The organism is Dyella nitratireducens (genome assembly GCF_014642835.1).
In the GTDB taxonomy this organism is placed as follows: domain Bacteria; phylum Pseudomonadota; class Gammaproteobacteria; order Xanthomonadales; family Rhodanobacteraceae; genus Dyella_B; species Dyella_B nitratireducens.
In genome coordinates this window covers 246,972-268,836 of the sequence record NZ_BMJA01000004.1, presented here as the reverse complement: position 1 = coordinate 268,836, position 21,865 = coordinate 246,972, and the positions used below count along the sequence as shown (strand labels likewise).

The following is a 21,865-nucleotide window of genomic DNA, read 5'->3' as shown; positions in this document are numbered from 1 at the left end:
GTGGGAGATCCATCTGTTGGTGCTTGGCGATCGAGCTTACGACACAGAGGGAAGCATGACCATTCCTCAGTTCATGCTCCCTCCCCTGCGTGCAGGGGAGGGAGCAATCTGTGGCAAGTGCGAAATTACACCGGCACCTGCGCCAACTGCGCCAGACGACGCACCGCCACCGACGCGATCGGATAATCCGCATTCTGCGTGAGGATCTCCGCCAGCATGCTGCGGGTGTACTTCAGCGCAGGATCGTCACGCTCCAACCATGCCTGCACCGGCGACACGCTGCCATTGCCGCCATTGAGTGCAAGCACCTGGGTGACGAGCGCGCGATGCTGATGGTTGAGCTCATCCAGCAGCGAGCCACGTGCCTGCGCATGCCAGTGGCCATCCACCGGCAAGGCTTCGATCTGACCACGCAGCCATTCCAGATCCAGCGCCTGGCCCAACTCGTAGAACACGTTGGCGACCTTGGCGATGGGCTGGCCGGTCTGCTGCGCCACTTCCACCATGTCGAGCATGGCGCGCAACTCCGGCAGCTTGGCCAGGCGCAGGGCGAGATCGCTGGGCAATCCCAGGCCTTCCCATTTTTCCTGGCTGGTGGAGAAGTCAGCTTTGCCGGCCGGGGTCAGCGTCTCGGGCAAGGTATCGCTGAGCTGGGCCACCGCTGCCTGATAGCGCTCCACGTTCGCGGCGATTTCCAGCGTACCGCCCGGTCGGTTGAGCAACCAGCGCGTGAGATGACGCAGTTGCCCCCAGACCTGCATGATCGCATCGACCTGCGTGTTCTCGGCGACCTTGCTGTCCTGTGCTTCAATCTCGGCCCACAGGTCGCGTGCGCCGAGGATTTCGCGTGCAGCCGTATATGCCTTGGCGACGGCCGCCGGACCCTGCCCCGTGTCTTCCTGCATGCGCATCATGAAGGTGGCGCCCATGCGGTTGAGGGTGGAGTTGGTCACTGCGGTGGCGATGATTTCGCGCTTCAGGCGATGGCGCTGCATGTGCGCGGCATATTTGTCGTGCAGCGGTTTCGGGAAGTACCGCACCAGTTCTTTCGACAAGTACGGATCTTCCGGCACATCCGATTCCAGCAGTTGCTGGTACAGACGGATCTTGTCGTACGACAACAACACCGACAGCTCCGGACGGGTAAGGCCCTGGCCACGCGCCTTGCGATCGGACAGCTCCGTTTCGCTCGGCAGGTTTTCCACCTGGCGATCGAGCAGACCCTCGCCTTCCAGCGTGCGGATGAAGTGCGCCATCGAACCGATGCGCTTCACCGACTGACGCTCCATCAAAGTGATGGCCTGGTTCTGGCGGTAGTTGTCCCACAGGACCAACTGGCCGACCTCGTCGGTCATCGAGGCCAGCAGGCGGTTGCGATCGTCGAGCGTCATCTCGCTGCGTTGCACCGCATCGCCAAGCAGGATCTTGATGTTCACCTCGTGGTCGGAGGTATCCACGCCGGCAGAGTTGTCGATGAAGTCGGTGTTGAGCAGCACGCCATGCTGTGCAGCTTCGATGCGGCCCTTCTGGGTGAACCCGAGGTTGCCGCCCTCGCCCACCGTCTTGCAACGCAGTTCTGCGCCGTTGATACGCAGTGCGTTGTTGGCACGGTCGCCGACGTCACCATGGGTTTCGCTGCTGGCTTTCACATAGGTGCCGATGCCGCCGTTCCACAGCAGATCCACGGGCGCCTTGAGGATCGCGCTCATCAGTTCGTTCGGCGAAAGATGCTCGACGTTGGCCTTGATACCCAGCACCGCACGCACTTCCGGCGAGATCGGAATCGACTTCACGCTGCGCGGCCAGATGCCGCCACCGGTGGAAATCAGCGACTTGTCGTAGTCATCCCAGCTCGAACGCGGCAGCTTGAACATGCGCTCGCGCTCGACGAAGGACTTGGCCGTATCGGGATTGGGATCGAGAAAGATGTGGCGATGGTCGAACGCCGCCAGCAAGCGAATATGGCGGGACAGCAGCATGCCATTGCCGAACACGTCGCCGGACATGTCGCCGATGCCCACGCAGGTGAAATCCTCGCTCTGGCTGTCGCGGCCCAGCGCACGGAAGTGACGCTTCACCGATTCCCATGCACCCTTGGCGGTGATGCCCATGCCCTTGTGGTCGTAGCCGTTGGAGCCACCGGAAGCAAATGCATCGCCCAGCCAGAAGCCGTGTTCGATCGAGATGGCATTGGCGATATCGGAGAACGTCGCCGTGCCCTTGTCGGCAGCCACCACCAGGTACGGATCGTCGTTGTCGTGACGTATCACATCGTGCGGTGGTACCACCTTGCCTTCCACCAGGTTGTCGGTAATGTCGAGCAGGCCGTTGATGAACAGGCGATAGCAGGCAATGCCTTCGGCCAGCTGCGCATCGCGATCGCCCCCCACTGGCGGATGCTTCACGAAGAAACCGCCCTTCGAACCCACCGGCACGATCACGGTGTTCTTCACCATCTGCGCCTTCACCAGGCCCAGCACTTCGGTGCGGAAGTCTTCGCGGCGATCCGACCAGCGCAAGCCACCGCGTGCGACCGGCCCGAAGCGCAGGTGGATGCCTTCCACGCGCGGCGCGTACACGAAGATCTCGCGATACGGCACCGGTTTGGGTGCATCCGGCACCTGCCTGGAGTCGAACTTGAAGCTGATGTAATGACGAGGCGCGCCATCCCACAGCTGGAAGAAGCTGGTACGCAGCGTGGCGCGGATCGTGTTCATGAAACTCAGCACGATGCGCTCGTCATCCAGGCTGGCGACGTCGTCGAGCAGGGATTTCAGCGCCTGCCAAAGCATGTGCACCTGCTGGTCGCGCTTTTCCGCCAGCGCGCCAACGATTTCGTCGATCAGTTCCGGCTTGGCCTTTTGCGTGTCGACCGAAATGAGTGCCTGCATTTCGCGGCGCAGATCGTTCTTCGCCTGCTCCAGCTCGGCGGCGGAAAGCAACTCACGGCGCGGATCGAACTTGGCGTTGAACAGCTCGATCAGCAAGCCGGCGATGGCCGGATAGCGGATGAGCGTTTCCTCCATGTAGTTCTGCGAGAACGCGATACCCACCTGCTGCAGGTACTTGCAGTAGCCGCGCAACGTGGCCACCTGGCGCCAATCGGCTTGCGCCAGCAGCACGAGGTTGTTGAAGCCGTCGCTCTCGGCATCACCGCGCCACAGTGCTTCGAAACTGCGCTCGAAACGTTCACGCAGATGAGCCAGGTCGAACTTCAGCAACTGCTTCGCCTTCAGCTCGAAATCGTGGATGGTGAGCGTGCGGCCTTCGCTTTCCAGCGTGTAGACATGCTCGGCGAGCATGCGCACGCCCATGTTCTCCAGCATCGGCAGCGCATCGGACAGCGAGATCGGCGCACCAACGTGGATCACCTTGAAGCGCAGGCTTTGGTCGCGCGCGTCTTCATAAAGGTGGAGGTGGATCGAATCGTCGCTCTTCAACGTGGTCAGCGCGATCACGTCCAGCGCGGCCTGTTCCGGCGCCACATCTTCGATGTAGCCAGCCGGCAGCAACTTGCCGAAACGGTTGAATAGCGCCACGCCCTGCGCTTCGCCGGCCCTGCCGATCAAGCTGTCGCGCAGGCCGTCGTACCAGTTACGCACGATGTGCTGCAGGCGCGTTTCAAGCTCTTGCACGTTGAACTTGGGATAGTCACCCAGATGCGGACGCACGGTGACGTGCAAACGCGCGAGGGCGGATTCACCCATCAGCACGTTGGAATCCAGGCTCTCGCCGTGGAACACCTCGCGCAGCATGGCTTCGGTGCGCTCACGCACCGTGGTGTTGAAGCGCTCGCGCGGCACGAACACCAGGCAGGTGAAGAAGCGGCCATAGCGGTCGCGGCGCACGAACAGACGCGTGCGGGCACGCTGTTGCAGCTCCAGGATGCCCATGGCGGTGGCGAACAGTTCGTCTTCGGTGCTCTGGAACAGTTCTTCCGGCGGCAACGTTTCCAGGATGTGGCGCAGCGCCTTGCCAGAATACGCATCGCGTTTGAGACCGGAGCGCGCCAGCACCGCCTCCACGCGCTGGCGCACCAGCGGCACTTCCTGCGGACGCATCATGTAAGCGCTGGAGGTAAACAGGCCTAGGAAACGCTGCTCGGAAACCGGCGTACCGTTGGCGTCGAATTTGAGCACACCGACGTAATCCATGTTGCCGGCACGGTGCACGTGCGAGCGCGCATTGGTCTTGGTAAGAATGATCGCGTCGTACGAACCAGATTGCGGCAGATCGTGCGCGGCCAGCGAGCGCAGCGAGCGCGGCGCAACCGAGCGCTCGCTCTTATGCAGGATGCCCAAGCCGGATTCCTCGAGGGGACGCAGCACCTCATCGCCGTCGGCCTTGGCCACTTCGTATTCGCGATAGCCCAGGAAGGTGAAGTTGTCGTCCGCCAGCCAACGCAGGAATTCGCTGGCTTCGTTGATCGAGGCAGCATCCAGCTGCAACTTGCGGTTCGGCAGGTCAGACGCGATGGCGCGCGCTTTTTCGCGCATCGTGTTCCAATCGCGCACGGCGGCACGCACGTCTTCCAGTGCGTCTTCAATGCGCGTCTTCAGCCTTGCCTGGATGGATTCCTCCAGGATGCTGTCCACTTCAAAATGCATCACCGATTCGGGCACGCCCTGCTCGTCACCCAGCTGTTGCAGCTGGCCGTTCGCATCACGGCTCATCTTCACCACCGGATGCAGTACAAGGTGAATGGCGGAGTACTCGGCGAGAATCATGCTTACCGTGTCCACCAGGAACGGCATATCTTCGGTGACAATTTCCACCGCGCTGCGCGCCGTATGCGCGGCGCCGGTCACGCGTACTGCAGCACGCTGCGGCGTGCGCTGCTGCAGGAAATCGAGCAGGCCAGCAACCACCCGCGCCCACGCGGCAGGCGTGTGCAGGTCGATGTCGGTGCTGGCGATGCGCGAGAAAAAGGCGCTGATAAAAAATTGCGCCTCATCAAGGCGCTTGGTCGGATAACCGCTTTTCTTCAACTCTTCGAGCACGACAGACACGAGGGGGATGTCGTTGGCCGCACGGATCGCATTCATGGCTTCTACTTAAGAAGTGGAGATGATGGGGTTTGAAAGCTTTAAAAGGATACGCTTCGCTCCGCATTGAATCCATCGGCAGCGCAGCAACGTGTGTCATGTGCGAATAACCGTGCAATGTGTGCAGCACGAACCCATGCATGGCCGTCATTCCGACGAGAGCACGGAGATAGGGAAGGAAAGAACAATCCATCGTTGCTAGTTGCCAACGTGCAACATGGACGCCGCCCTGTGCGGGAAGGCGGCCATCGCATGGGTGCGAGCCTGGCCCGGCGCCTTTGTTCACAAGTAAGGCCTACCCGCCTGTGCCGTTCGTCATTTGCCTGAAAGGCTGGATTCCCGCACCGCAGAAATTGTAAACTGGCCGGTATAGTCTTGCTTACGTTCCTGCTAGCAGGGACCAACGACACAGGACAAACTGGCCTTGATCCGATAAACGTAAGAACTTCCGGCAAGTACAGCCGGGCGTCCGGCATGTCCTGCCGAGCCCACCCCATACCCCGATTACGCTAGTCATGGAGCTCTCATGAAGTCGACGCCAATGCGCACACCGGTGCTGTGCCTGAGTTTGCTGGCACTTGCCGCCTGTAGCAGCAAGGAACAAGGTCCGCCCAAGATGCCGACACCGACGGTGGGGGTGTTCGAAGCCCAGCCGCAGAACGTGCCGCTGACCAAGGACCTGGTGGGACGCCTGTCCGCCTACCGCAGCGCCGACGTGCGTGCCCGTGTATCGGGGGTGCTGCTCAAGCGCGTCTACACCGAAGGCACGGACGTCAAGCAGGGCCAGCCGCTATTCCAGATCGATCCGGTGCCCTACAAGGCCGCCCTCGCCAACGCCGAGGCAGCACTGGCATCGTCGCAAGCCAGCTACACCAATGCGCACGTGATCGCCAATCGCGATCGCCAGCTGGTGCCGCAAGGCTATATCTCACGCCAGCAGTTGGACACTGACGAAGCCAACGAACGTTCCGCGCAGGCTGCGGTGAAGCAGGCTGAGGCAAACGTGCAGACGGCACGCATCAACCTCGGCTACACCAACGTTACCGCCCCGATCGACGGTCGCGCCGGCGAGCAGCAGGTGACCGAAGGCGCCATCGTCGGCAACAGCACGTCGGATGCAGGCGCCAATGCGACCCTGCTGACCACGGTGGACCAGCTCGATCCGCTGTACGTCAACTTCACCATGAGTGCGGCCGACCTCGAGACACTGCGTCACGCCCAGTCCAAGGGCAACGTGCAACTGGCCGATCAGGACAAGACCACGGTGGAGATCACCCTGCCCAGCGGCGTCAAGTACGACAAGCAAGGCACGCTGGATTTCTCTGACACCTCGGTCAATCCGACGACCGGCGCGATCAACTTGCGCGCCGTGGTGCCCAATCCTGACCGCCGCATCTTGCCGGGCATGTATGTGACGCTCACCGCCAACATGGGTGAACTCAACAAAGTGTTCCTGATTCCGCAGGCCGGTATCCAGCGCGACCCCGCCGGCGCTTATGCCCTGGTAGTCGGCCAGGATGGCAACGTGGCACAGAAGCGCGTGTCGGCCGACACCATGCTCGGCCACGACTGGCTGGTCACCAACGGTCTTGCCGCCGGGGATCAGGTGATCGTCTCGGGCGTCCAGGGCGTCAAGCCGGGTGCACCCGCCAAGGCGACCCCATGGAAGCCTGACCAGGCGCCGGCCGGCCAAGATCCTGCCGCCGCCGGTCATCAGTAAGGAGAACACTGATGCCGAGTTTCTTTATCGACCGCCCCATTTTCGCGTGGGTGGTCGCCATTCTGATCACCCTGGTAGGCATCATCTCGGTGCTGGGCATGGGTGTGGAGTCTTACCCCAACATCGCGCCGCCACAGGTCACGGTGACAGCTACCTTCCCGGGCGCCAGCGCCCAGACCATGGAAGACACGGTCACCAAGGTGATCGAGCAGCAGCTCACCGGCGTCGACAATTTGCTGTACTTCAGTTCGGCCTCGAACTCGAACGGCACGTCCACGATCACGCTGAGCTTCGCCACCGGTACCGACCCTGACATCGCCCAGGTGCAGGTGCAGAACAAGGTATCGCTGGCCCAGCCGCAGTTGCCAGCCGCGGTAACACAACAGGGCGTGGTGGTAGCCAAGGCCAACCCGGACTTCCTGATGTTCGTGGGCCTGATCTCCAACAATCCGGAGATCGACTCCAACCGCCTCAGTGACATCGTCGGCTCGAACGTGATCAACCAGATCGGCCGTATTCCCGGCGTGGGCAGCACCTTCCAGGTGGGCTCCGAGTATGGCATGCGCGTGTGGTTGAACCCGGACAAGATGCAGGGTTACGGCCTATCCGCCACCCAGGTGGAAAACGCGATTTCTGCCCAGAACGTGCAGTTTGCGGCCGGCTCGCTGGGTTCCGATCCCGCGCCCGATGGACAGAGCTTCACCGCCACCGTATCGGCCGAGGGCCTGTTCAACACGCCCGAGCAGTTCGGCAACATCATCCTGCGTGCCAATCCCGATGGCACCGTGGTGCGCATGAAGGACATCGCGCGCATCCAGTTCGGTCCGCAGACCTATGGCTTCGTCTCCACCTGGAGCGGCCAGCCGGTGGGTGGTTTCGGCGTGCAGTTGCTGCCGGGTGCAAATGCGCTGCAGGTGGCCGAAGCTGTGCGTTCGAAGATGGACGAACTGGCCAAGGACTTCCCGCAAGGCGTCACCTGGTTCGCGCCGTACGACAGTACGCCGTTCGTGCGCGTGTCGATCAACGAAGTGGTGCACACGCTGATCGAGGCAATCATCCTCGTCTTCTTCGTGATGCTGATCTTCCTGCAGAACTTCCGCGCCACGGTCATTCCCACCCTGGTGATTCCAGTTGCGCTGCTCGGTACCTTCATCGGCCTGTCTCCGATGGGCTTCACCATCAACCAGCTGACCCTGTTCGGTATGGTGCTGGCCATCGGTATCGTGGTGGACGACGCGATCGTGGTGATCGAGAACGTCGAACGCATCATGACTGAGGAAAACCTGCCGCCGAAGGAAGCGACACGCAAGGCGATGAGCCAGATCACCGGCGCGGTGGTGGCCATCACGGTGGTGCTGGCGGCGGTGTTCGTGCCGTCTGCCCTGCAGCCTGGCGCCACGGGCGTGATCTACAAGCAGTTCGCGTTGACCATTGCCGTGTCGATGGGCTTCTCCGCCTTCCTCGCGCTGTCGTTCACGCCGGCGTTGTGCGCAACCATTCTCAAGCCCACGCACGAGCATAAGAAAAACTTCATCTATCGCGCGTTCAACAACATCTTCGACCGGGTCACGCATACCTATCAGGGTCACATCGGCAGTGCAGTGCGACACGCTCCGCGCTGGATGATCGTGTTCGTGCTGATCGCCATGCTGGCCGGCTTTCTCTACACCAAGCTGCCCACCGGCTTTGTGCCCAACGAAGACCAGGGCTTTGCGCTGGCCATCGTCAGCCTGCCGCCCGGTGCCTCGCTCGAACGCTCCGAACAGGTGATGAAGGAGATCAAGGACACGCTCGATCACAGCCCGCTGAAAGATGACTACGTGGGCATGTACCAGATCAGCGGCTTCAGCTTCGTGGGCCGCAGTGAAAATGCCGGCATGGTGTTCATCAAGCTCAAGGACTGGAGCGAGCGCTCGATCACCGCGGACGATTTCATCCTGAAGGCCAACGGCGTGTTGCACGGTGGTATTCGCGACGCGGTGATCTTCGTGGTGAACCTGCCAACCATTCGCGGCCTCAGCCAGTTCGGCGGCCTGGACATGTACCTGCAGGCACGCAGCGGCCAGTCGCGCGCCGAGTTGGGCCAGGCGATGGGCATGCTGCTGGGCAAGGCGTCCAAGAGCCCCACCCTGTTCGGCACTCGCCCGAACATCCTGCCGGATGCACCGCAGTACAACCTCACCGTGGACCGCGTGCAGTCTGGGGCACTGGGCTTGTCGGTCAGTGACGTGTACACCGCCATCCAGCTGATGCTCGCGCCGGTCTACATCAACAACTTCATCTACGAAGACCGCGTGAAGCGTGTGATGGTGCAGGCCGATGCGCCGTATCGCATGGATACGGATGCACTCAGCCACATCTACACGCCCAGCTCGCTGAGCACCAGCACCACCTCGAGCACATCATCAAGCACGTCGACCAGTACAAACTCGCCGTACGGTCCGTACAACATGATCCCGCTGTCCAGCGTGGTGCATTCCACCTGGAGCATGGCCGCGCCCTCCCTCACGCGTTACAACGGCTATCCAGCCATCGAAATCGTGGGCGATGCCAATAAGGGCTACTCCACCGGCCAGGCCATGTCGACCTTGCAGGACATCGTGAGCAACGACCTGCCCCATGGCTTCGGTGCGGACTGGACCGGTCAGTCGTATCAGGAACTGCTGGCCGGCAACTCGGCCACGCTGCTGATGATCCTGTCGATCTTCATCGTGTTCCTGTGCTTGTCGGCCCTGTATGAAAGCTGGTCGATTCCGGTGGCCGTGCTGCTGGTGGTGCCGCTGGGCCTGCTGGGCATGGTGGTCGCGTCCATGTTGCGCGGTTTCCCGAACGACATGTATTTCAAGATCGGCATGGTGACGGTCATCGGCCTGGCCGCGAAGAACGCGATCCTGATCGTGGAATTCGCGGTGGAACAGCAGGCCGAAGGCCAGACGCTGTTCAATGCCGTGGTCACCGCAGCCCGCCTGCGACTGCGCCCGATCCTGATGACCTCGATGGCCTTCATCCTCGGCGTGCTGCCGCTGGTGACATCCACCGGCGCGGGTGCCAACTCCCGCCACGAAATCGGTACCGGCGTGATCGGTGGCATGCTGTTCGCCACCTTCCTCGGCCTGCTGTTGATCCCGGTGTTCTACGTGAGCGTGCGCCGCATGCTCGGCGACAAGATGGACGAAGCCACGCATAAGCTGGCTCGGCATGAGCACCAATAGTCGTAGCTGACGTGTCAACGAAAAAGCCCCGGCCATGCCGGGGCTTTTTCGTTTCCGATCGCTATTTGGTAGCAAATGCCCCAAGACGCTAAGGTTGCCCCTGGGTAGCCTTAGCGCATGACCTGGAAAACACCATCATCGCTTAAGTGGCTGATCGTAAGGCGATCACGACTCTCAGGAATGCTCGAGAAACTTGAGCCGAAACACGCGGAGCTGAAAGGGCAATTCGAATCGATTGATGCCCGTGTAAATAAGCTAAGACAACAGCTTTCGGCACTCGATCAGACATTCCAGTTGCATGAGATCCAAATCGATCCTACTGGGTTGCGTCCGGTCGTTCCGCACGATCACCGTCGCTTGGTTCCTCATGGGCAGATGAGTCGTCAGATTCGAAGCATCCTCACCAATCGCCACGATTGGGCGTCAACGGCAGAGATCGCTCGAAGGATCATTCACCAACTAAACGCAACGGTGGATGATGACGCTTATGCATACGTGCATATAGCTGTCCGTCGACGATTGCGCGGCATGTTGAGAGAAGGTCAAGTACAGAGAATCCAGGGTATTTCCAAGGGACGTTGTTACGATGGCTCTAATCAAAGCCTATGGCGACTTCGCTAACAAAGCTTGCGAGCCAAAGAAATGGTGCAATCCAAGTTCATACGTTCGATAACGACCTTGCCAGTAGCCGCGCCACTATTCGGATTTTCCCGTCGATAGCAATACTCTCAGAATTTCCAATACCTGATCACGCTGGGATAACTTTCGGTTCGTTTCACGCCACGCGGATTCTGACATGTAATCTTGGAGATATTTCGGCCTAAAGCCATGATGCACGCCGAATTGGGCGCGACGCGCACGACTATTAAATGTCTCTGACATGTTGTTGCAGACGCCTTCCGCCGTGCAGAATTCCTCTGCGTGACAGACGCTGTAGTGCTCATAAGGCCCGGACAATACGCCATAAGCTGCGTGTTCATCGGTCATGACGATTGTGCCGGGCGTAAGAAGACGCGCTGCCAGGTTCTTTATGTCAACCGCGTTTTCAGAATGGCAAACAAATGCCAAAACGCGAGCTGAGCCATTTCCTTTACCGGCAGAGGCACATAGCGACATGACGACACGCTTATCAGCCTGACGACGCCAATTCTGCTGAGTCATACCCATCTCGATCCAAGGCCGAGATGTATTTTGGATCTTCTTACTGCCAAAGCGTTTAGCAATGGCCTCGGCGGGCATCTTGATTTTGCGATTCGGCTTTCGTGGCTTACCGCAAAAGTAAGCGCCATCCATGTGAACGGTGCCCTGCAGTGGAGTCAGGTCCGTGCACTTGACAAGAAATTCTCTAATTTTCCCCTCGAAGACTTGGCAAGTTTTCGGCGTTAGCCCTAGCTGGCGACTCATCTGCAAAATGGCGGCCCCTTTTACGTGGTTCACAAATTCGAACACAGCCTCGATGATGACCTTGAAGGGAATCTTATGGCTATGTAACGCAGACCCTGAGGTCACGCTAAATTCGCAAGTGCATTTTGAACAACGCCAACGGCGGCGGCGATGCTTACGATAGTGTCGATAAACAACTCCGCACTTCGGGCACATTTGCATGTCTTTACTGCCCCATCTGACCTCCGCCAAAAGGCTTTCTGCCTCTTCTTCAGTCATAGAGCGCCGGAAGGAGGCAAAATTTCTCGCCTCCTTGCTGTGAAGGTGGTGCTGCGCCATCTTCGATCCTAAAAACAGACGAAGGAATGGCACCCTCACAGGAATGTGAGGGTGGGCGGGGCCGATAGCCGACCACCGGGCGCGCAGCGACCTATCGCACCTGAACAGGTACGTTGGCACCTGCTCAGGCATGCCATCAACGGACTGGACCTGCCGCGATCGGTGACAAATAAGCCAGGCGCTCTACCTGATGTGGTTGTGACTCAGCTTAGAGAAAAAGCTGTGTTGGACGGTACCGAGTCGTGGTTCGAAGAACATCCAGATGCCAAGCGGCATCACGCTCTAGTGGATGCTCGTGCTCTTCGTGAGGCTTGGCTCAAAGTCAATTCGAAGGAGCGGCTTTAATTATTGGATGCCAGGGCATGAAAACCATAAAAATTGGCATCATGTCGCAAGAAAAAATCCGCGAGCGCGTGTTAGCTATCGCGACTGGAAAGCTCAAGCCATCACCCGATGACCCAAAAATATGGTTTCCATCCATGAAATCGCTTGCGACGATTCTGAGCGACGAAAACCGTGAGCTTCTACGGACCATTGCGGAGACACATCCAGCCTCTATTGCCGAACTAGCCACCACGATGGAAAGGTCGCCTAAAAACCTCTCTCGGATACTCAAGACCATGGCCAACTATGGCTTAGTCAAACTTGAGCACCAGGCCAATACGGTCAAGCCAGTTGCAGAAGCAGCAAGATTCCATATCGTGGCCATCTAAGTCGCGTCAACATCTAAATGTATGACGTGTCTACGATGGGCGTACATAGAAACGGTAGGTTCTGGATGAAAGCTAATTGTTGAGCAGATTTACTCGTAGGTTTGATTAAGGGCAATGTACTGAACTAACGCATCAAGCACGAATAGCCGCCCCTTTTAAGCGTGCCCTGCTTGTCGCCACATAGCTCTGCGCGACACATCATTCTCGCGCTTACGCTGTTGCGACTGCAGTCGGTCGACCGACAGTGGGTCGGTGATATCCGTCATCTGCAACTTATCTGAGATCACGATAAGCTCGCGACCGAAGTAACGCGCCTGCGCCGAGTAGCGAATGCCGTAATCTACTCGTTCACAGGTGCCATACAATTGCTCTATTTTCGGATGATTGTCGTAAGAAACAACCCACGGTTTATTCAGTTTCTTCTGAACAAATTTGGCGATCGCCGCGTGGTCATCAGGCCCGTAATGATTAGTGTAAAGACTTTGGCCCTGCACGTAATACGGTGGATCCAAATACACCAAAATTTGTTTTTTTAACGGATTGATCGTGTCTTTAAGGAACTCAATCGCATCTAGCTGACTGACATGAATCCGATCGGCATATCGAGCAATGCGCTTGATCTTCTTAATGAGCTCTTCTTTATTGAAGCGCGCCCCAAGCAGCCATTTGCCAGTTTGAGCCCGGCCCCCAATGGGGCCTGCAGCAAGTATTCCGGATCGATTGGTGCGATTCAGGTAGAACGCCGCAAAAGCCAACTTAGGTCCGACGCGTGTGCGGTATCGCAGATAATACTCACGCTGCACATGCCATTCGTCGATCGTGATTGGTGTACTAGCAATCAACGAACAGAATGCTTCGGGATCACGAACAATGGTTCGCCAGAACGAATAAATGGCGGGGTCGATGTCATTAAGGTAAACAGCATCGACTATCCCCTCGAACAGAAGTTCCAATGCTGCACCAGAGCCGCCGCAATATGGCTCCGCGTAGCTCACCGTGCCCAACCCATTTTCCTGAATAAGCGCCTTTAGAAACGGAGCGAGTGCTGCTTTGCCACCGGGATAGCGGAGAGGGGAGTGATTGATTGGCACGTTACATCTCCTGCGGAGGCCATTATCGTACAGAAGTCCATCGCGGCTGGCCAGCAGCACCGTGTGGATGCGTTTTGTGATGCCGCAGGGGCCGCTTTCCCGTATTCACGGCCGACGCTGTAGGCCTGTCTTCGTAATGATGTCGAGGACTTTTCCGCCCGGCATGATGCTGATCGATGCATGCCTGTGAGCGAGTGCCACGGGGACGATGGCGCTCTCGTAAAGATCGAGTTCAAAGTGCCTGATTAGGTCGCAGGCTCGCGAGATGAGCGAGCCATAGTTGGAAATTTGAGCTTTGGCGTCCGCGAATTTCTTCTGATCCCCCGACTTGTCCGAAAACGGATAAGGCAATGCAAAATTGAAGATACGGCCCTTCTCAGTTTTGAAAAGAAAATCCTGTCCATAGTAGGTTTCGAAACCAAAGTTGTCTGCTGGCGAATCGCTACCCTTTATGTATTTGTAGCGATAAGCGTCATCAAGGACGCGGAATACACCGTTTGGCAAGAAGCGACTCAACAGATTGGCGTGATCCATGACCTCACCAGTCTTCTGAAGGCCGACAATCAGCAAAGGATCCAGCTTTAGTTCCGCTAGGCGCGTGTTGACGCCATATAACAGCGCCATGATCCGGGCATGGAGCTTTGCGGGTTGACCAAATATCGCTAGCGGCCCATCCATAACAAACGCCATCTTGGATAGCGCGCGAGGGTCGGCGAGAAAAATTTGTTGGATGAGCGCAGCAAGGAGTAGATGTTCGATGGCATTCATCATGCGAGTCATCGCGCTCGTATTGTTACCAAAGTCGGAGACATCCTCGTGGAGTCGAAGCCAGTCCGTCACGAAGACCGGCTCATTACAGGATGGGCAGACTTTCTCTTGCTCGCTAATGGTGAACGTAAAGTCGTGCTCCGCGCTACAAGATGGGCACTGTCCAGCGCGGCTCGATGATCGTCCTACGCTGACTCGTCCGTCATTGACATTCACAAGAACATCCGATAGCACGAGGCGACTACCACCCCCATTACTCCGGTCAGCATTTAGTTGTCTGAAGACTGCGCGCCGGAAGCCGTCTTTGACACTCTTTGCTCCCAGGTAACGCACGTTGCTACCAGGGAGCGTGAATGTGATGGCTGCAGCGTTGCGATGCATTTCGGCAGCTTTGAACGGGTCAACGAACCGGCTTTGCGGGTCAATCAACTCGGCATAGCTATCCATGCTAACTAATATCTGGCTGACCTTGATGAAGCCGACCTGTGTGCTTGGAAGTCGATCGTTAATCGGCGTGTCACTCTTACTCGCATCCGATGCCACGACATACTTTGGAAGCAAGGACGGATCGCCCGCAGGCGCCACGCTAAAGGTCGAAGCCATCGCCCCTGCTTCGGCGTCGCTCGGCTGACGCATATAGTCGCACTCGGCCAGAAACGCCTGGACATCTGGATTTCTCACGAAATCCGAATGGCCACCTTTGCCAGCTACTTCACCTTTATACGGCATTACTTGCCACCTACTGCACTTAGTCCGACCATCTTTGCCTTGATCTCTTCGGGAGAGAATCGATTGATTTGGGCAGGAATCACAAATGGGGCGGAAAGAGTTTTGATTCGTGCAAAGCCGACGTCTTGGGCCGCCTTGAGCGAGCCGATGAAGTCGCTGAAGTCATAGAACTTACCGAGAGTCTTTAGCTCATCGTCATTGTTTAGATGAGTAACGAACCAGTTTTCGGTGTTTGCCAAGATATTCGGATGAACAGATGACGGTTCCTGGGTCGCATAGACGAACGCGATTTTCGCTTTTGCACCCTCTTTCGCCATTCGAGGCCATGTTTCGGTCAGTTCCGCACGCTTCCCGATAATGTTGTGCGCTTCCTCTACATAGATGACAACATTTTGAGGTGTATCACCACGATGCATCGTTGCCATCTGGCGCTCAAAAATTTGGCGCGCGATGCGTTCTGAAAGCACTGTGCGGATTTGGATTGGCCCCGCCGAAAGATCTAGGATGACGATTTTCCCGACATCAAGATGCCCAATCACCTCATTGGTCACGTCAGCGGCGCGCCTACTAGAATGATAATTGGTATATTTTTGTACGGCGCGCCATCCACCAAAAGACTGTTTGCGACTCGTCTCTCGGGCGAGCATGTTGAGGTACGCTTCGAGCATCGGGTCAACCCAGGAATTGCCCGGTGTCGAAGAGACCAATCCGATCTGAGGGATATTCTGATTCTTCTGCTGCTCCTTGAGCGACAGATTGATCTGTCGCAACTGCTCAAACCAAGCGCATGCCTCAGGCAACGAAACTCGTTCAGATTGCGGGATGGCAACATTCGGAACCGGGGTTTGGGAGTTGGCCCAATCGGTTACCTGCTTCGTCAGGGCCTTTGCGATCGGCACTTCGACAGCCAAACCATTGGGGGCGGCAAAGCCTGCGCGGTACAGGATGCATTGGAAAACTGCTCGGTGCCTCTTCCAGCGGGTGTGCTCAGACCGTTCACTTTGGTCTGGCTCCTCAAGCGTTGAGGACATAAAGGCGTCCAGATCTTGCCCCGAGAACGGGGACTTATCTATCTCAAATAGAGCTTGAATCAGGTTAATAGCCTGGTCGCAATCTCTGTAGAAGTTGGTTCGCAGGTCTTCGAAGCCGTTGGTTTCAATTGCTCGATACCGAACCGTTTGCGCGGGAAATACATCTGCAATCGAACTTCCGTCATCTTGATGGTTGGCATTCGCATATTCGCCATTTATGTCGAAAATCAATTGCCCCACTTTGATACCGTCGGTCATCGCTGCCAGCGCAACCGCAGAGACTGTTGTCTTCACAGTATTGGATTTACCCGTTCTGGTCATGCCAAGCACGGCAGTGCGTCGCGCGAGAAAATCTGTGGGCTGTATCATTACCGGCACAAGCGGCTCACTAGGGCCACGATGCATACGCGCCGTTGATGTATAGCGTACAGAGCCAATGTGGATGGCCGAAGGAATTCCCTTGAAGCCAGCTTTGAGAGCTTCCTCCTTCGCCTTGTCTCGAACCTCGGGATTAACGTGATTGACAATCGTTGCCAATGCCTCTCCTCGTGGCTTATATGCGCGGAGGCGCGACAAGGTCATGAAATTCTCAATATCGCTACCAAGGCGAAGGTTTGCCTTGTCGTCAATATAGAAAGTGCCTAGCACGCTGCAGCGCAGCCCTCCGGCCTGCAACTCCACCGCCGTAATGGGATCTAGGCCATCATTAACTTCGCCTGGATACTTCTCCGTTGCGGTACGGCGCTGGTGGTGCTCGATGCGGGTTCGGACAAAGTCGTTATCTTGAGGAAGGCTTACGGGTTCCAATACTCGAAGAAGCACAACCTCTTGATCAATGGTTTCCGCATCGCCGAATCGCGACGGATTGAAGCCGGCAGCAACCAAAAAGGAGTTATGTGGTATGCCATTGACCTTGTGCTTGAAAGCGTCATTGGTCAGAACAAGAACTTCGTCAAAGCGCATGCCATATACAAAACCAACAAATGACTCCTCGAAGTCCCCCAGAAGCTTCACCAGTGGTGATTCGCTCGTTACAACCTGATTAGTGATGTTGACCACGCTGTAATCCCCTTCCTTGAACTGTAGTTGCCTGGCGCTCAGCCCCTTTGACGAGCCAAGTCGTGGCGGCCTATGGCAAGGGGCCGGAAATACCTAGCTGCCGGCAGCGGCTTCCTTGCTGTCTATCTTCAGCATAACGGCAGCGGCAGGCTATCTGGAGCTGGCCAGCCTTGAAACCCCGTATCGCCGTTTCGCTTTCGGGCAATGGTGGCTGGACCGCCACGCATGGCGGTAGTTTGCGCCCCGAGTAGAGGGCGCTGGCAGCCATGACGCGCTCCCGACATGAGGTGCTTTGTATGTGACCAAGACCGATCCGCGCTTAGGTGGCAACGACAGAGCGACGGGATTGGGGGGGCTCTGCATTAATACTTAGAAAATTCAATTAGTTAAATCTTTTTGAGCCACCCTGTGGCCCGGAGCTGAGTTTGTGCAACAGCTTCCGTTTAGCGTCTTCGAGCACAAAAAATTAAAAAAGGCCCTCCAGGCAGGAGGGCCTATAATTTTCAATTAGTTATACGATGATGGTTCTTTGGGGCATTTGCTACCAAATAGCGTTTCCGATCCTCTGCACAACTCACGTGGCAGCCACTCCTGCGGAAGCGGGAACAACGGCCGTTCGGTTATGCGATCAGCGCAACCCGGTCTCCGCGCGCGCAATCACGAGCCGCTGAATCTCGCTGGTGCCTTCATAGATCTCCGTGATCTTCGCATCGCGGAAGTAACGCTCCAGCGGCATTTCCTTCGAATAGCCCATACCGCCGTGAATTTGCACCGCCTGATGCGAGATCCACATCGCCGCTTCGGAAGCCACCAGCTTGGCAACGGAAGCCTCCGTACCGAAACGTCCGCCATTCTTTTCCGCTTCGCCTTTCGCCCACGCCGCGCGTAGCGTCAGCAGCGTGGCGGCATCCAGCTTGCACTTCATATCGGCAATCTTGGCCTGCGTCATCTGGAACGTGCCGATCGGATGACCAAACGCCTTGCGATCGCGCGACCACTGCAGCGTCGCCTCATACGCCGCACGCGCAATACCCACCGCCTGCGACGCGATACCGATGCGGCCGGCGTCAAGCACACCCATCGCAATCGAAAAACCTTTACCTTCCTCGCCCAACAGGTCTTCCTTCGGACAAACGTAATCGTTGAATTCGATTTCGCAGGTCGCCGATGCGCGAATACCGAGCTTCGGCTCCGTCTTGCCCGCATGGAAACCAGGCCGTTGCGTGTCGATGATGAAGGCCGATACCCCTTTCGCGCCAATACCCGGCGTGGTGATCGCGAACAACACGATGTAGCGAGCCACCGGACCCGACGTGATCCAGCTCTTCTTGCCATTGATCACCCAATTACCATCGGCATTCTTCGACGCACGCGTATGCATGGCGGATGCATCCGAGCCCGACTGCGGCTCCGTCAGCGCATAAGCACCGATCGCTTCGCCCTGTGCAATCGCACGCACATACTTCTGCTTCTGTTCTTCCGTGCCGTGCTTGAGGATGCCGTTGCAGAACAGCGAATTGTTCACCGACATGATGGTGGACGTCGCCGCGTCGGCCGCGGCAATCTCGATCATCGCCAACACGTAGCCGACCGGGTCCATCCCTGCACCGCCGTATTCGTGCGGCACCTCGATGCCCATCAGGCCGAGCTGACCCATCTCGCGGATGTTGTCCAGCGGAAACTCGCCCTTGGCATCGAGTTCGGCCGCCACCGGCGCAATGCGCTTTTGTGCGAAATCGCGGGCGATGGATTGAAGGGAAAGCTGGTCATCGGTGAAACGGAAATCCATAAGCGGCTCCGGGGGAAGGAGGAGGGGAAAGCCGCTTATTTTAGCTGTGTGGCTGCATGAGCCTTGCTGCGGGGCAACAGAGATACAAACGTCAGGTCTGGAACGGATTGAGCAAAGCTACAGGGAAACGCTCGAAATCCCTCGTATTGCGCGTAACGACAGTGAGTTTATGGACGCTCGCCGTCGCCGCGATCATGGCGTCTTCCGACACCGTATCGGACTGTCGATGCATAAACTTGGCCCAACAGCGGAATGTGGCGACATCCATCGGCAGCACGTTGTAAGTTGCAGCCACTTGCTCAAGCCATGCCTCGATGATCGTGGCTTTATCAGAATCCTGTTCACGAGTGAGTTCAATGCCCGCCTGTATCTCGCCCAATGTGACAGCGCTCAGATGTAAGTGAGCATCGTCGACTCCTCCGATCCACGCAACGACCGCACCGTGCGGACGCGGCTTGCGCAACTCCGAGACGATATTGGTATCCAGCAAAAACATGCATATCCCTGCTTAGAACGAAGTTGGGCGACGACGCCGAACGCCGCGCTTAGGAATTTCGAGGTCGGTGCGGCCAACATCGGAAAGTAGCAAGGCCTTGAGCGAAGGACGCGCTATCTCGACCATGCGTCGCCATTCGGCAATAGGAATCAGCACGGCAGTTTCCTCACCTCGTCGGGTGATCAATTGCGCACCCTCCGTGGTGCAAGCATCCAGTAGTTCGCTGAAGCGTGCTTTTGCGTCTTGTACCGGCCAAGTGTGCATACGGGATCACCATCTGACTAGTCATATGACTAGTTTATCACTATCGAGCCCGGAACCTTAACCCTTGACGCTTCGCCATCTCGCGCCTACCCTTAACCATCTCTCTATCGCGATATAAGGATGCACGATGGATCTGGCCACCGCCTCCAGCGTGTTGCGCCTGCTGGCGGATCCCACTCGCGTGCGGCTGCTGGCCCTGCTCGAGCGGGAAGAATTGACCGTGGCGGAGCTGGCTGCGGTGCTGCATCTGGCGCAACCTCGCGTCTCCACGCACCTGGCCAAGCTGAAAGAAGCCGAGCTAGTGCGCGATCGCCGCGCGGGCGTTTCGGCCTACTACCGTGCCAACAGCGAAGGTGATGAACGCCAGCACGCGCTGATCCGCTCCCTTCGCGAAAGCATCGACGACGCCCTGCTGCGGGAAGACGCGGCACGGTTGATTGCCGTGCTGGCCCAGCGCGCCAACTCGCAAGGTTGGGCCGACACCGTGGCCGGCGACATGGAGCGCCATTACTCGCCCGGCCGCACCTGGGAAACGCTCACCCGCTCGCTGCTGCAATTGCTGGAAACCGGCGACGTATTGGACATCGCCTCCGGCGATGGCGTGACGGCCGAACTACTCGCGCCGCATGCACGCTCGATCGTCTGCGTGGATGCGAGCGAGCGCGTGGTGGAAGCGGCAGCCAAACGGCTGGCGCCTTTCAGCAACGTCGAAGTGCGCCAGGGCGACATGCACGCCTTGATGCTGCAAGCCGGCCGCTTCGACCTGGTGCTGATGCTGCATGCGCTTACCTATTCGGAACAGCCGGCCAAAGCCGTGGCCGAAGCCGCCCGTGTACTACGCCCTGGCGGCAAGCTACTGGCCGCCACGTTGGGCAGGCACGACCACCGTGCCGTGGTCGAACCGTTCGATCACCGCAATCTTGGTTTCACCGAAAGCGACCTCACCAAGCTGGTCACGCAGGCCAAGCTCGAGGTGTTGAGCTGCAATCGCCTGAGCCGCGAGCGCAAGGCACCGCATTTCGAAGTCATCAGCCTGCTCGCACGCAAGCCGTAAGGAGTCCACATGAGCACCCTCCCCTGGCGTCATCCCGACCGTGTTGCCGCGCTCGAAGCCGCCCTGCGCGAACGCATCCTGATTCTCGACGGCGGCATGGGCACCATGCTGCAAGGACATCAGTTGGACGAAGCCGGCTTTCGCGGCGATCGCTTCGCCGACGGCTGCGACAGCCAGCACACGCATGCGCACGATCATCCCGGCGCGTGCGATCTGAAGGGCAATAACGACCTGCTCACTTTGACCAAGCCGGACATCATCCGCGGCGTGCACGAAGCCTATCTCGAAGCCGGCGCGGATCTGGTCGAAACCAATACCTTCAATTCCACACGCATCAGCCAGGCCGATTACCATCTCGAACATCTTGCGTATGAGTTGAACCGCGAAGGCGCCAAGCTCGCACGTGCTGCTTGCGATGCATACACGGCGAAAAATCCATCCAAGCCGCGTTTCGCGATCGGCATCCTTGGGCCCACCAGCCGTACGGCTTCGCTGTCGCCCGACGTCAATGACCCCGGCTTTCGCAACGTCACCTTTGAAGAACTGGTCGACAACTACACCGAAGCAGGCAGTGGCCTGCTCGATGGCGGCGCCGACCTGATCATGGTGGAAACCATCTTCGACACGCTCAACGCTAAAGCAGCGCTGTTCGCATTGAGCGAATTGTTCCGCTCACGCGGCAGCCGCGTGCCGGTGATGATCTCCGGCACCATTACCGATCGTTCTGGCCGCACGCTTTCCGGCCAGACGGCGGAAGCGTTCTACTACTCGGTAAAGCACATCCGCCCGCTTTCGGTCGGCTTGAACTGCGCACTGGGTGCTGCCGATCTGCGTCCGCATGTGCAAACGCTTGCCAACACGGCCGAGTGCTACATCAGTTCACACCCGAACGCAGGCTTGCCCAATGCGTTCGGCGAATACGATGAAACGCCGGCGCAGATGGCCGCAGTGATTGGCGGTTTTGCGCGCGACGGGCTGCTCAATATGGTGGGCGGTTGTTGCGGGACGACGCCCGCGCATATCAAGGCCATTGCGGAGGCGGTGAGCAAGTATGCGCCGCGTGCGCTATCGGTTGAGAAGAAAGAAGCGGCATGAGCAGACCGAACATTCCGCTTGCCTTGATGGCCGTCATTCCCGCGAAAGCGGGAATCCATGTTGCTCTGACGCAAAAG

Annotated in this window: 14 protein-coding genes; 6 read left to right on the top strand and 8 right to left on the bottom strand. The window is 58.1% G+C overall.

All coding sequences use genetic code 11. The features are described from left to right. Positions 1 to 125 precede the first annotated feature (125 nt). Positions 126 to 5,045 carry an NAD-glutamate dehydrogenase gene (locus tag IEX75_RS19955; protein ID WP_188797034.1) on the bottom strand — a complete coding sequence of 1,640 codons (4,920 nt, stop codon included), beginning with the start codon at positions 5,043 to 5,045 and terminating at the stop codon, positions 126 to 128. A gap of 526 nt (positions 5,046 to 5,571) precedes the next feature. Here IEX75_RS19955 and IEX75_RS19950 point away from each other — a divergent pair. The 3 genes from IEX75_RS19950 (at position 5,572) to IEX75_RS19940 (ending at position 10,598) form a co-directional block, all read left to right on the top strand. Further along, complete coding sequence (locus tag IEX75_RS19950; RefSeq protein ID WP_188797033.1) at positions 5,572 to 6,765, top strand: efflux RND transporter periplasmic adaptor subunit; 1,194 nt, start codon at positions 5,572 to 5,574, stop codon at positions 6,763 to 6,765. Between the two features lie 11 nt (positions 6,766 to 6,776). Continuing rightward, positions 6,777 to 9,977, top strand: coding sequence for a multidrug efflux RND transporter permease subunit (locus tag IEX75_RS19945; RefSeq protein ID WP_188797032.1), 3,201 nt, complete (start codon positions 6,777 to 6,779; stop codon positions 9,975 to 9,977). A gap of 180 nt (positions 9,978 to 10,157) precedes the next feature. Beyond that, positions 10,158 to 10,598: a hypothetical protein gene (locus tag IEX75_RS19940; protein ID WP_188797031.1), complete on the top strand. Its 441-nt coding sequence runs from the start codon at positions 10,158 to 10,160 to the stop codon at positions 10,596 to 10,598. Positions 10,599 to 10,673: 75 nt separating this feature from the next. On the opposite strand, the gene IEX75_RS19935 is transcribed toward IEX75_RS19940, so the two are convergent. Then, positions 10,674 to 11,699: an IS1595 family transposase gene (locus IEX75_RS19935; protein WP_188797030.1), complete on the bottom strand. Its 1,026-nt coding sequence runs from the start codon at positions 11,697 to 11,699 to the stop codon at positions 10,674 to 10,676. Positions 11,700 to 12,061: 362 nt separating this feature from the next. On the opposite strand from IEX75_RS19935, the gene IEX75_RS19930 reads away from it, so the two are divergent. Continuing rightward, entirely contained in the window at positions 12,062 to 12,412 is a 351-nt protein-coding gene (locus tag IEX75_RS19930) for an HVO_A0114 family putative DNA-binding protein (RefSeq protein WP_188797029.1), read from the top strand. A 155-nt stretch (positions 12,413 to 12,567) separates the two neighbouring features. Here IEX75_RS19930 and IEX75_RS19925 read toward each other — a convergent pair whose 3' ends face one another. From IEX75_RS19925 to IEX75_RS19900, 6 genes are all read right to left on the bottom strand, one after another. Further along, on the bottom strand, positions 12,568 to 13,503 hold the full coding sequence (locus IEX75_RS19925) for a DNA adenine methylase (RefSeq protein WP_188797028.1): 936 nt from the start codon (positions 13,501 to 13,503) through the stop codon (positions 12,568 to 12,570). 105 nt (positions 13,504 to 13,608) lie between these two features. Next, positions 13,609 to 15,000, bottom strand: a complete 1,392-nt coding sequence (locus IEX75_RS19920) for a DNA double-strand break repair nuclease NurA (RefSeq protein ID WP_188797027.1) — start codon at positions 14,998 to 15,000, stop codon at positions 13,609 to 13,611. After that, positions 15,000 to 17,090, bottom strand: coding sequence for an ATP-binding protein (locus IEX75_RS19915; protein ID WP_229720983.1), 2,091 nt, complete (start codon positions 17,088 to 17,090; stop codon positions 15,000 to 15,002). The genes IEX75_RS19920 and IEX75_RS19915 overlap by 1 nt, the downstream gene beginning before the upstream one ends. A gap of 628 nt (positions 17,091 to 17,718) precedes the next feature. Continuing rightward, positions 17,719 to 18,879 (bottom strand): acyl-CoA dehydrogenase family protein, encoded by a 1,161-nt coding sequence (locus IEX75_RS19910; protein WP_188797026.1) that lies wholly within the window; start codon positions 18,877 to 18,879, stop codon positions 17,719 to 17,721. Positions 18,880 to 18,970: 91 nt separating this feature from the next. Next, positions 18,971 to 19,375 carry a type II toxin-antitoxin system VapC family toxin gene (locus IEX75_RS19905; RefSeq protein WP_188797025.1) on the bottom strand — a complete coding sequence of 135 codons (405 nt, stop codon included), beginning with the start codon at positions 19,373 to 19,375 and terminating at the stop codon, positions 18,971 to 18,973. Positions 19,376 to 19,387: 12 nt separating this feature from the next. Continuing rightward, positions 19,388 to 19,639, bottom strand: coding sequence for a type II toxin-antitoxin system Phd/YefM family antitoxin (locus IEX75_RS19900; protein WP_188797024.1), 252 nt, complete (start codon positions 19,637 to 19,639; stop codon positions 19,388 to 19,390). Between the two features lie 127 nt (positions 19,640 to 19,766). Here IEX75_RS19900 and IEX75_RS19895 point away from each other — a divergent pair, with 127 nt between their 5' ends. Next, a complete protein-coding gene (locus tag IEX75_RS19895) occupies positions 19,767 to 20,693 on the top strand; it encodes an ArsR/SmtB family transcription factor (protein ID WP_188797023.1) in 927 nt (308 codons plus the stop codon). Positions 20,694 to 20,702: 9 nt separating this feature from the next. Continuing rightward, the gene (locus tag IEX75_RS19890; RefSeq protein ID WP_188797022.1) at positions 20,703 to 21,788 is read left to right on the top strand and encodes a homocysteine S-methyltransferase family protein; all 1,086 of its coding nucleotides are present in this window, start codon (positions 20,703 to 20,705) and stop codon (positions 21,786 to 21,788) included. Positions 21,789 to 21,865: the final 77 nt, after the last annotated feature.

Coding starts and splice junctions, on each gene's coding strand:
- IEX75_RS19895 (WP_188797023.1), top strand. CDS start 19,767: ATGGATCTGGCCACCGCCTCCAGCGTGTTGCGCCTGCTGGCGGATCCC.
- IEX75_RS19905 (WP_188797025.1), bottom strand. CDS start 19,375: ATGTTTTTGCTGGATACCAATATCGTCTCGGAGTTGCGCAAGCCGCGT.
- IEX75_RS19920 (WP_188797027.1), bottom strand. CDS start 15,000: ATGCCGTATAAAGGTGAAGTAGCTGGCAAAGGTGGCCATTCGGATTTC.
- IEX75_RS19930 (WP_188797029.1), top strand. CDS start 12,062: ATGAAAACCATAAAAATTGGCATCATGTCGCAAGAAAAAATCCGCGAG.
- IEX75_RS19910 (WP_188797026.1), bottom strand. CDS start 18,879: ATGGATTTCCGTTTCACCGATGACCAGCTTTCCCTTCAATCCATCGCC.
- IEX75_RS19950 (WP_188797033.1), top strand. CDS start 5,572: ATGAAGTCGACGCCAATGCGCACACCGGTGCTGTGCCTGAGTTTGCTG.
- IEX75_RS19955 (WP_188797034.1), bottom strand. CDS start 5,045: ATGAATGCGATCCGTGCGGCCAACGACATCCCCCTCGTGTCTGTCGTG.
- IEX75_RS19940 (WP_188797031.1), top strand. CDS start 10,158: ATGCTCGAGAAACTTGAGCCGAAACACGCGGAGCTGAAAGGGCAATTC.
- IEX75_RS19945 (WP_188797032.1), top strand. CDS start 6,777: ATGCCGAGTTTCTTTATCGACCGCCCCATTTTCGCGTGGGTGGTCGCC.
- IEX75_RS19935 (WP_188797030.1), bottom strand. CDS start 11,699: ATGGCGCAGCACCACCTTCACAGCAAGGAGGCGAGAAATTTTGCCTCC.
- IEX75_RS19890 (WP_188797022.1), top strand. CDS start 20,703: ATGAGCACCCTCCCCTGGCGTCATCCCGACCGTGTTGCCGCGCTCGAA.
- IEX75_RS19900 (WP_188797024.1), bottom strand. CDS start 19,639: ATGCACACTTGGCCGGTACAAGACGCAAAAGCACGCTTCAGCGAACTA.